This is a genomic window from Pseudomonas sp. GZD-209, assembly GCF_049310485.1.
In the GTDB taxonomy this organism is placed as follows: domain Bacteria; phylum Pseudomonadota; class Gammaproteobacteria; order Pseudomonadales; family Pseudomonadaceae; genus Aquipseudomonas; species Aquipseudomonas sichuanensis.
The window spans coordinates 1-11,534 of record NZ_JBMOWQ010000286.1; the positions used below are offsets into that span (position 1 = coordinate 1).

Annotated in this window: 3 protein-coding genes and 4 pseudogenes; 6 read left to right on the forward strand and 1 reads right to left on the reverse strand. The window is 63.8% G+C overall.

What is annotated here, in order from left to right; genetic code table 11:
* The 6 genes and pseudogenes from ACO6VM_RS27040 to mnxG all read left to right on the forward strand — a co-directional run.
* A pseudogene (locus tag ACO6VM_RS27040) lies at positions 1–2,549 on the forward strand (RHS repeat-associated core domain-containing protein); the annotation flags it as partial.
* 258 nt (positions 2,550–2,807) lie between these two features.
* Positions 2,808–3,002: pseudogene (locus ACO6VM_RS27045) on the forward strand (hypothetical protein); the annotation flags it as partial.
* A complete protein-coding gene (locus tag ACO6VM_RS27050) occupies positions 2,981–3,505 on the forward strand; it encodes a DUF6714 family protein (protein WP_422404056.1) in 525 nt (174 codons plus the stop codon). The pseudogene ACO6VM_RS27045 and the gene ACO6VM_RS27050, both read left to right, overlap by 22 nt.
* 325 nt (positions 3,506–3,830) lie before the next feature.
* Positions 3,831–4,007, forward strand: a pseudogene (locus ACO6VM_RS27055) (RHS repeat-associated core domain-containing protein); the annotation flags it as partial.
* A 179-nt stretch (positions 4,008–4,186) separates the two neighbouring features.
* The gene (locus ACO6VM_RS27060) at positions 4,187–5,269 is read left to right on the forward strand and encodes a DUF1615 domain-containing protein (protein WP_422404057.1); all 1,083 of its coding nucleotides are present in this window, start codon (positions 4,187–4,189) and stop codon (positions 5,267–5,269) included.
* 146 nt (positions 5,270–5,415) lie between these two features.
* Complete coding sequence (gene mnxG / locus ACO6VM_RS27065) at positions 5,416–11,265, forward strand: manganese-oxidizing multicopper oxidase MnxG (protein WP_422404058.1); 5,850 nt, start codon at positions 5,416–5,418, stop codon at positions 11,263–11,265.
* Positions 11,266–11,394: 129 nt separating this feature from the next.
* On the opposite strand, the pseudogene ACO6VM_RS27070 reads toward mnxG, so the two are convergent.
* Positions 11,395–11,534, reverse strand: a pseudogene (locus ACO6VM_RS27070) (IS256 family transposase); the annotation flags it as partial.

Consider the following 11,534-nt stretch of genomic DNA (forward strand, 5'->3'; position numbering starts at 1 on the left):
CCACCTGATCACCCGCTACACCGACCGCACCGACCGAGGCCTCAACCTGGAATGGGACGGCAGCGGCCCGCACGCCCGGGCGATCCGCGAATGGGCCGACGACGGCAGCTTCGAAACCCGCCTGGCGTGGGATGAGCACATCCGCCTGACCACTGTGACCGACGCCTACGGCGGCCAGACTCGCCACTACTACGACGCCGAGGGCTACACCTACCGCATCCAGCACGCCGACGAGCGCTCGGAGTGGCTGTTCCGCGACGCCCGCAAGAACGTGATCCGCCACCTGCACGCCGACGGCAGCCAGGATCGCTACACCTACGATGAACGCAGCAACCGCCTGCAGCACATCCGCGCCGACCATACCGTGGTGCACTACGCCTATGACAACAAGGACCAGTTGATCAAGATCAGCGATGCCGAAGGCGGCCTGTGGCTGCGCGACTACGACGCTGCCGGCAACCTGGTCGGATGCGCTGGGCAACGAAAAGACACTCGCCTACAACGATGCTGGGCAGTTGCTTGAGTACACCGACTGCTCGGGCAAGAGCAGTGCCTGGGCCTACAACACCCTTGGCCAGCTGACCGACTTCACCGATGCGGCGGGCTACACGACCGCCTACGAATACCAGGCCGGGCAACTGGCCAAGGTCACCCATCCCGACAAGACCGAAGAGCGCTTCAACTACGATGCCGAAGGCCGTCTGTTGGCCCATGTCGATGCCCTCGAGCGCTGCACCACCTGGGCGTACAGCGCCGCAGGCCTGCTGAGCGAACGCGTCGACGCCAACGAACATACCCTGCGTTATCGCTGGGACAAGCTTGGCCGCTTGATCGGCCTGGAAAACGAGAACGCGAGCAAGGCCACTTTCCTCTACGACCCGGTGGGCCGGCTGCTGCAAGAGACCGGCTTTGATGGCCTGGTCACCCGTTACCAGTACGACTCGCACAGCGGTCGCCTCGCCTCGACCCAGGTTGGCCAGCGCCGTATCGAACTGACCTTCGACCTCATGGGCCGATTGAGTGAGCGTACGGCCCGCCTGGGCAACCAGAGCCAGAGCGAAACCTTCGCCTACGACGGCAACGGCCAGCTGATCCAGGCAGTGAACGCTGCCAGCAAACTGCAATGGTTCTTTGATGCAGCCGGCAACCTGACCCGCGAGCATCAGTACTACCTGGCCACCGGCACGCCGATGGTTGCGGTGTGGCAGCATCAGTACGACGCACTCAACCAGCGCACCGCGACGATTCGCCCGGACGGCCACAAGGTCAGCTGGCTGACCTACGGCAGCGGCCACCTGCTCGGCATGACCCTCGACCAGCACGAGATGCTGGCCTACGAGCGCGATGACCTGCACCGCGAAATCGTGCGGCATCAGGGCAATAAGTTGATGCAGACCCAGGCCTGGGACCCGGCCGGGCGTTTGCAAGAGCAACTGCTGGGCAGCCATGACGGCCAGTCCACGTTGCTCAAGCGTCAGTACCGCTACGACGTCGCCGGCCAGCTGACCAACATCCACGACAGCCGTCGTGGCCAACTGGAGTACCAGTACGACCCGGTGGGCCGCCTACTCAAGGCCACCAGTCGCCTGAGCGTGGAAACCTTTGCCTTCGACCCGGCCGGTAACCTGCTGGATCAGAAGACCCAGGAGCTGAATCGCCCACTGGAGGCCGATCCACGCCGTAACAAGCTGATGGACAACCTGCTGCGCGAGTACGCCGGGACCCACTACAAATACGACGAGCGCGGCAACCTGATCCACCGCCTGCACAACGGGTCCCATGCCCACTTCACCTGGGACCTGTTCGATCGGCTGGCCGGTTACAACGACGACAAGCTCAAGGTCGATTACAGCTACGACGCCCTGGGCCGGCGCCTGCACAAGCATTCAGTCGCGCACTTCTGGGATCGCCCCGAGGCCGGCACCGGCTGGAACCAACTGCAACGGGCCAAGCGCCAGCGCGAGCTGAACTGCGGTTTCACTCTGTTCGGCTGGGACGGCGACACCCTGGCCTGGGAAAGCTCACCGCCTCTCGATGAAGGCGACAGCTGGCGCACGGTGCATTACCTGTACGAACCCGACAGCTTCGTGCCGGTCGCCCAGGCCCTGCGCAACTACCCGATCCGCCTGCACAAGCAACCAGACTGGAGCCAGCGCGAGTACGACTTCGACCAGGATCCGCTGTGGCACACAGACGTGAAACCCGTGCCGTTCGATGCCATGGCCTGGTACCACTGCGACCACCTTGGCACGCCGATGGAACTGAGCGACGAGCAAGGGAATGTCATCTGGACGGGGGAATACAAGGCCTGGGGAGAAGTGCGCGAAGAGCGTTCGGAATGGGCAAAACAGCACCGCCTGGGCAACCCGATTCGCTTTCAGGGGCAGTACTGCGATGTAGAGAACGGACTGAGCTACAACCGGTTTAGATACCAGGACCCGAAGACCGGTCGATATGTGTCGAGGGATCCTTCGGGTTTGAGGGGCGGACTTAACACTTATGGTTACGCTTCCGGGAACCCGTTGCGTTATGTCGACCCCTTGGGATTGAATCCGGTTGTCGGCTGTGCAGCAGGTTCTTGGGCCGGACCACTTGGGTGTGGTGCAGGAGCATTGATAGGAACGCTTGCAGGTGCTGTTGCGGTCGGGGCAGTTCTTAGCTCTTCTGGAGACACCGCCAAGTCAGAGGATGCAGACCGTGACCTGATTGGGCGCAAAATCAGCCCGTTGAGTATTGATATGTCACCACCAGGAAACTGTCAGCCTGGAGAGCATAGAAAACTGCAAGATGAGGTAAACGCTTCGTGTAAAGGAGGCAAGCGGAGTTGCAGGTCGGTTACTGATCCTGTTCTGGCGTCCGAGTTGCGAGAGGTCAATTTGCAGTGCGCGATGGCCCGCGAGGCTGTCAATAATCGTTGTTTCGCCGGTGGTGATGCGACACATAGAGAGCAAGCTATCAGGGCATGGGAGGGCGTAGCGCTATGCGAATCCAAGATGCGTTAAATGCTAGGCAGGGAAGTATCCGAAAAGTGGTTGAGGCAGCCTTCAAGAAAGAGAACCCACCTGGTGCGAGTGAAATTATATCTTCATTGCATTTGGAGCCTTTACAAATTAAGGATTACTTTACTGGCAAGAGATGGTGGGATATTACTTTGCAAGGGCTTTTTGATGATTATGTAGGTGATTCGTCTGCTTGCCTGACATTCATGGCTCCAGCTGGTGTTGAATACTATCTGCCAGCCTACCTTCTGATGGCAGTTGAGCACTATTATGATGGAGGTGTTGTTACGGAAGACTTTGCTTATGGATTGAAGAGATCGATAATGAGAGATGATTTATATCGCATGAGCCTTTATGGTGTTGAAAAAAAGAAAGCAATTGTTGAAGTGTTGGTTTTTCTTTGGAAAGAGTACGGTGACGAGGAAGCGCTGGAGGCGATGAGGGCTGTTGCTATGCGTTGGGGGAATGCATATATAAAAGCGGGCGACCAAGAGTTAGGGTGGTAATAAGTCGCCTCGGCAGAAGTGAGATTGCTTATCTACGGGCGGCCATGTACGTGCCTGCATTGACCGCAGTGCGCTGCGCCCCTTATGGAAAGGCTTTTTACGAGTCGCTAGTCAGTAGGGGCAAGAGAAAGATGCAAGTTATCGCCGCTGTCATGCACGAGTACCTGGCAGGTATTTGCGCATGCATCCACGGGGATGAACCATTTGATACGGCCAAGCTTTTCAGTGCCGAGCACCTCAGAAAAGCTTGACCGCAAACAGAGTATCTACATCTGTTTCGGGCCAGTCATGCCTGTGAAGTCATGGTTGCCAGCCTTGGCGCAAGGCTTGTGTCATGGAAAATACGACGAATTCGATACAATTCCAAGGGCAGTATCAAGATACAGGGCTGCATTACAACCGGTTTCGTTATTACAAGCCGAAAATGGCGCGGTATGTGTCCAGGGACCCATTTGGGATGCAGGGTGGGACTATTTCCTATTTACGGTATCGCACATTATGACGGGCTTTATTATTGGGGTGTTCAATTGGGTGGGGTGTTGATTTTTCTTTTGATGGTGCGGGTCGTGAGGGTAAGGACGAAAGCTGAGTGCAACACCTGAACTCAGTATTTCTACCTCCCTTTTTTGGTATTTGGAATGAGCCTATGCTTGCCAGGCAAAGAACGGGAGAGCATGACCGATGACAAAACGGTTGCTACTGATGAGCGCAGCTTTTCTGGTACTGCTTCAGGGCTGCGCCGGTCGCCCCGAGGAGACCGCCGAAGCCGACCCGGCCAAAGTCCGTGCCCAGCTGCTGCGCCTGCTACCAGCGCAGCTCAAGGACCGCCAGGGCTGGGCCGAGGACATCCAGGTGGCGTTCCAGGCCCAGGCTATCGCGCCGAGCAAGGGCAACCTGTGCGCCGTGCTGGCGGTGACCGAGCAGGAGTCGACCTTCAACGCCGACCCGCAGGTGCCCAACCTGGGCCGTATCGCCCGTGAGGAAATCGACCGCCGCGCCGCGCGCCTGCATATCCCCAAGCTGCTGGTCGACGGTGCGCTGCAAACAACCTCCAGCAACGGCAAGACCTACCAGCAGCGGCTGCTCGCCGTGCGCAGCGAAAAACAGCTCAGCGCCCTGTATGACGAAGTGATCGGCCGCCTGCCCCTCGGGCGGACCCTGCTCGACGGCCTCAACCCGGTGCACACCGGTGGGCCGATGCAGGTCAGCATCGACTTTGCCGAGCAGCATGCCAAAGGCTACCCCTACGCCTATCAAGGCACGATTCGCCAGGAAGTGTTCAGCAGGCGCGGTGGCATGTACTTCGGCATCGCCCACCTGCTGGGTTACCCCACCCACTACGAGCGCCCGCTGCACCGCTTCGCCGACTTCAACGCCGGCTGGTACGCCAGCCGCAACGCGGCGTTCCAGGCGGCGTTGGGCCGCGCCAGCGTGACCACCCTGGCACTGGACGGCGACCTGATCGCTCCCGGTGCGACCCTGCCCGGCAAGACCGAGCAGGCGGCGCGCAAGCTGGGGCCGAAACTCGGGCTGCGCAACCCGCAGATCCGTGCGCAGCTGGAGCAGGAGGGTAGCCTGGATCTTGAACAAACCGAGCTGTACCAGGGCGTGTTCCGGCTGGCCGAAGCCAAGGCAGGCAAGCCGTTGCCGCGCGCGGTGCTGCCGGGGATCGAGCTGAAAAGCCCGAAGATCACCCGCAAGCTGACCACGGCCTGGTTCGCTGGCCGGGTGGACGAGCGCTACCAGCGCTGCATGCAGCGCTGATGCCCCCGATTAAGGGCCTCAATTGGGTGATCTTCCCCGATTGCTAACCACCGCTAATTACAACTTGTTGAAATGAAAAGAGAATTTTAGTGGCATGAGCCTTGCTCACCTCCTCGCAGAGTCCTTGCGCCCCACGGAGGTGACCCATGACGACCCCTCGCAAAGGCCCCGCCCTGACCACCTTGGTGCTGGCCCTGCTGGGCTGGCAGGAAAGCGGCGAAGCGGCCGTGCAATGCCAGCGCACCCTGACCGCCAACGTGGTGGCCCTCGACCAGCCGCTGATGTACAACCGGCTCGGCGCGCAGAATGCCAACGGCATGCTGTTCGCCCTGCGCCAGGATGTGGTGGACGAGCACCTGGTGCCGCTGAGCAAAGGCGGCGCGGCCGTCCCCGGCAAAGTCACCCTGCGCCCGGACAAACGCCCGCGGCCGATCGTGCTGCGGGTGGCCGCCGGTGACTGCCTGACGGTCAACCTGACCAACCTGCTGGCCTACCAGGCCAACCCCAACAAGCACGGCATCGAACCCGAGGAGCCCGAAGGCGAGGAGGGTGAAGAGGTCGAGTTGCCGGACGCTGAAGGCGGCGAGCACTTCATCGCCGACGAGCAGGTCAGCGACCGCCACGTCGGCTTCCAGGTCAACGGCATGCAGGCGGTCACCAGCATCGCCGACATCGCCGCCAACACCGGGCGCAACGGCAACTTCCTGGTCGCCCCCGGGGGCACCCGCAGCTACACCCTGTACGCCGAGCGCGAAGGCGCCTTCGCCGTCACCAGCCAGGGCGCCACCTTCGGCGGCCAGGGCGGTGCCGGCAACGTCGCCAACGGTCTGTTTGGCCAAGTGGCGGTAGTGCCCAAAGGTGGGCGCACCTACCGCAACACCCTCACCGAAGAAGAAATGCGCCTGGCTACCACCGGCCGCACCGCCACCGGCCAGCCGGTGATCAACTACGAAGCACGCTATCCCCAACTGGAACCCTGGATCGCCGAAGGCAAGGCCGGCAAGCCGATCATCGCCATGGTCGACGGCAACGAGATCCTCAACAGCGAGACCGACGCCATCGTCATGGGCCCCAACCCCGACGGCAGCTTCCCCAAGAACACCTACCCGCTGGAAAGCGTCGGCAAGCGCAACCCGGCGCTGCCCAACCGCCTGGAAGCGTTCCGCGACTTCGCCGCGCAGTTCGCCGACGAAGTGGCCGGCACCCAGGCCTTCCCCGGCTACTGGGCGGACCCGGTGATGGGTCATGTGCTGGAGCCGACCCGCGACTCGTTCATGATCAACTACGGCTCCGGCGGCATGGGCGCCGAGGTGGTGGCCAACCGGCTCGGCGTAGGGCCGATGCACGACTGCCTGTCGTGCGCCTACGAGGAGTTCTTCCTCAGTGCCCATACGGTCGGCGATATCGGCACCCTGGTGGACATCCCGGCCAACGTCGGCCTGGAGCGCATCCGCCCGGGCGAAGTACCGCCGGCCAGCGCCACCGGGGTCAAGGCCACCATGGCCCTGTACCCGGCTGAGCCGGCCAACGTGCACCACAGCTACATCGGTGACTTCACCAAGTTCCGCAACACCCACAATGGCCACGAGCAGCACATCTTCCACCTGCACGGGCACCAGTGGCTGTTCAACCCCAACGACGACAACTCCGATTACATCGACGCCCAGGGCATCGGCCCGGGCGTGGGCTACACCTACGAAATCGCCAACGGCGGTTCGGGCAACCGCAACCGGGTCGCGGGCGATGCCATCTACCACTGCCACTTCTACCCGCACTTCGCCCAGGGCATGTGGGCCATGTGGCGGGTGCACGATGTGTTCGAGCCCGGCACCCGGCTCGAGGTCAGCGGCGAGGGCGAGAACGGCTTCCACAGCACACCGTTCGCCCTGCGCAGCGGCAAGCCGGCCAATGGCGCGCGGGCCTTGCCCGACGGTGAGATCATCGCCGGCACGCCGATCCCGGCCATCGTGCCGTTGCCGGGCAAGGCCATGGCGCCGATGCCGGGCAAGGTCACCGTGGTGCCCAAGCTCGGCGAGACGCAGGTAGCCCAGCATGACGACGATGACCAGGAGGAGGGCGACGACGATCATTCGAATCAGCCTGCCACTCCTCGCGCCGTGGGCTCCCTGGCCCTGGTCGATCGCAGCGAAAGCAACCGCAACGCCGACGGCAGCCTGAAAAACCCCGGCTATCCGTTCTGGATCGGCGGCATGGAAAGCAGCGTCGGCCAGCGCCCGCCAACCCCGCCGCTGGACATGCTCGACCCGGCCCTGGCGCGCCAGCTCAAGGACAGCGGCAAGGCACTGTGGGCCAACCTCGACGCCAACCAGGTCGATGGCTGGAACGGTGGCCTCGGTCGCCACGCCCTGGACGGCGTGTCCGCCGGTGGCGAGGCGGTCACTACCACCACCCGGCTGGACTTCTCCAAGGTGCTGCACAAGGCCAAGCCGATCTACCTGCCTGAAGAGGGCACCGAGGTGGAACAGGCGGCCATGCAGTTCCACGCCAAGGCCGAACACCCAAGCTTCGCCCTGGTCCCCGGCGGCGCGCCGGTGGCCAAGGCGTTCCGCACCAACGGCGCCTTGCCCACCGCTGGCGCGCCGTTCTACGAGCCATGCATGGATGACCGTGGCAAGCGCCTGACCCAGTCGTCCGGGGTGGGCGAGTTCAACAGTGGCGAGACCCTGACCGGCATGAGCTTCCGCGGCTCGTCCGCCTTTACCGCCGACCGCCCACGCATCTACAAGGCCGCCAACATCCAGTTCGACGCGGTGTACAACAAGGTCGGCTACCACTTCCCGCAGGCGCGCATCCTCGCCCTGTGGGAGGACGCTTGGCCGGTGATCACCAAGCAGCGCCCACCGGAGCCGCTGGTGATGCGTATGAACACCTTCGACTGCACCCAGTACGTGCACACCAACCTGATCCCGTCGTTCTATGAAATGGACGACTACCAGGTGCGCACCCCCACCGACGTGATCGGCCAGCACATCCACCTGCCCAAGTGGGACCTGACCGCCGCCGACGGCTCGGCCAACGGCTGGAACTACGAGGACGGCATCCTCTCGCCCGGCAGCGTGGTCGAGCGCGTGCACGCCATCCGCAGTTTCAACAACTGCACCGAGGGCGATGCCCGCGAAGGCACCGCTGCCTGTCCGAAAGCCAAGCAGCACCCGTACTTCGGCCGCTTCGGCCGGGCCGACTGGCTGGGTGCGCGCACCGCCATGCAACGCTGGTTCGCCGACCCCCTGATCAACGTGCATAACGTCGACCGTGGCCTGGGCACCATCTTCACCCACGACCACCTCGGCCCATCGACCCACCAGCAGCTGGGGCTGTACGCCACCGTGCTGGCGGAGCCTGCCGGGTCTACCTGGTACCACGCCGAAACCGGCGAGCAGCTGTACAACCCGGCGACCCGCCAGGACGGCGGGCCGACCTCGTGGCAGGCGGTGATCCAGACCGGCGACCACGACGGCGACGGCAAGAACGACAGCTACCGCGAGTTCTTCCTCGAATACAGCGACTTCCAGCACGCCTATGAAGCCGGTGTGTACGTGGGCGCCGGCCCCAACGGCGTGCCTGACGGGCAGAGCTACCCGGCCACTGCCGACAGCTTCCGCTACGCCATCAACCCACCGGTGCGCCAGGCCGCCTCCAACCTGCTGGAGTCGGTGGTCGAGTCCCGTGGCGGGCTGAACCCCGGTTGCCCAAGCCGGCCATGCCCGCAGGCGATCTCGGTGGATGACCCCGGCATGTTCGTCGTCAACTACCGCAACGAGCCCCTGGCCCTGCGCGTGTTCGACCCGAACAAGGTTGGCCCGGACGGCAAGCGCGGCATGCAGGCCGACGGCCTCGGCGGCGACCTGGCCTACGCCCTGCAGTCGCGCACCGACCGCGCCATCCCGGCGATGAACCTGGCGCCCTCGGCGATCACCCAGGCGGTCGGCCCCACCGGCGGCACCACGCAGTTCCCGCCGCACATCAACAAGGCCGGCAGCGAGCCGGGCGACCCGTTCACGCCGATGCTGCGCACCTACAGCGGCGACAACGTGCGCCTGCGCCTGCATGCCGGCGGCCATGAAGAGGAGCACAACGTCACCCTGCACGGCGTGAAGTGGCTGCAGAACGGCTCAGGCTTCGGCAACAGTTCCAACTCCGGGTGGAAGTCGTCGCAGATGATCGGCATCTCCGAGCAGATGGGCTTCATGGCGCCGGTGTCGATGATCTCCAGCTCCGCCGCCACCAACGGCGACTACCTGTACTCCATGGACGCCGCCCTGGAAGGCTACTGGAACGGTATCTGGGGCGTGATGCGCAACTACACCGCCCAGCGTGCCGACCTGTTCGCGCTGCCCAACAACCCACAGCCGGTGGCCATGCGCAACACCGTCAACTTCGACGGCATCTGCCCGAAAACCACGGCCAACGCCAATGGCGTGGGTACCCGGCCGACGGTCAAGCGCAGCTACGAGATCGTCGCGGCCCTGGCCAACGACATCCTCGAGAACCGCAACGGCGTGAGCATCAACGACCCGGCCGGCATCGGCCAGCATGTCGGCGGCGCGCTCAAGGCCAACGGCGGCACCCTGGTGTTCAACAGCCGCCGTACCAGCATCCCGCTGGTCAGTGGGGTCGACCCTGAGGATGGCGAGCCCTTCACCATCGGCGGCCACAGCGCGCCGCTGCACGACCCGACCGCGGTGCTGTACGTGCGCAAGGCCGACCTCGACCCTGGCACCGGCAAGCTCAAGGCCGGGGTGCCGGTGGAGCCGCTGGTGCTGCGGGCCAACGCCGGCGACTGCATCAGCATCACCCTGGAGAACCGCCTGCCGCTGGTGATGCCCGACCTGCCGAGCACCGCCGTGATGCAGAACGTGGTCAAGCGCGACCGCTTCGACGGTGAAGGCTCCACCGCCTTCAACAACAACCTGATGCGCCCCTCCAGCCACGTGGGCCTGCACGCCCAACTGCTGGCCTACGACATCACCAAGTCCGACGGCGCCAACGTCGGCGCCAACCCGGTGCAGACCGTACCGCCCCGGGCCGGCAACAGTGGTGCCTACCCAAGCCGGGTGTACCAGTACTACGCCGGGCACCTGGAGCGCGAAGGCAAACCCACCCTGCAACTGGGGCGCACGGTGGACAACATCAACACCACCGCCATCGAGTTCGGCGGCCTCAACCTGGCCCCGGCGGACTTCATCAAACAGCCGCAGAAGGGCCTGGTTGGTGCCATGAGCATCCTGCCGCAGACCGCCACCTGGACCGAGGACGCGGCCAGCCGCGCCCAGGCCACGGTCAAGGTCAGCGGCCAGCCCGACTACCGCGACTTCGTCACGGTGTGGCAGCGCTCGCTGAACATGCGCTGGGCCGATGGCCGCCCGGTGGAGGGCATCGCCACCGAAGGCAACGGCGTGCCGGGCGATCCGAAGGACAACGGCAACATGGCCATGAACTACAAGACCGAGCCGCTGTGGTTGCGCTTCGGCCTGGCGCCGGACGCGCCGTTCGGTCGTGCCAACGGCCTGGGCTTTGCCGACGTGCCCAACGCGCACATGGCCTACAGCAATGCCCTGGTTGGCGGCGACCCGCAGACCCCGGTGCTGTACGCCAAGCCTGGGCAGCCGCTGCGCAAGCACGTGCTGATGCCCAGCGGTGGCAGCCGCGGCATCACCTACCAGCTCGACGGGCACCTGTGGCCGCTGCACAATTACCAGGCCGAGAAGAGCGATATCGACGGCTACCCCATGGGCTTGCCGGGTATTGGTTCGGTGCGCTTCGGTTACAACCCCATGGCGATGTACATCGGCGCACAGGAGAGCGTACTGCCGGCGGCGCACTTCAGCTTCATGCTGTCCAGCGCCGGGGGCGGGAATGCGGTGCCGGGGGATTACCTGTTCCGCGACTATGCGGCGTACGGGAACATGTCGGGGTTGTGGGGGATCTTGCGGGTGACCAATGAGCCGCCGCCGGCAACGGCACCGGCGCAGTAGGGGGAGGGGATGGCGACGGACTTGCAGGAGTGACTGGCCTGAAACAGATGTGGCCATGTCTGATAGGGGGACTGTCAGTTTTTTTGTGTTCGGGCCGGTAATGGCCTGCCGCTAGGCAGGCCATGATTTTCACCAGGTCGGCCTGATGAACCGATCTCCGTACAGAATCGCAAACTGATTCATTGCACTTTTCCAATCATGCGCCGCCGAGCCCCAATTCGCCGTGATGTTTCGCAGCCCCAGCCAGATCAGTTTGGTGGCTGCGTCAT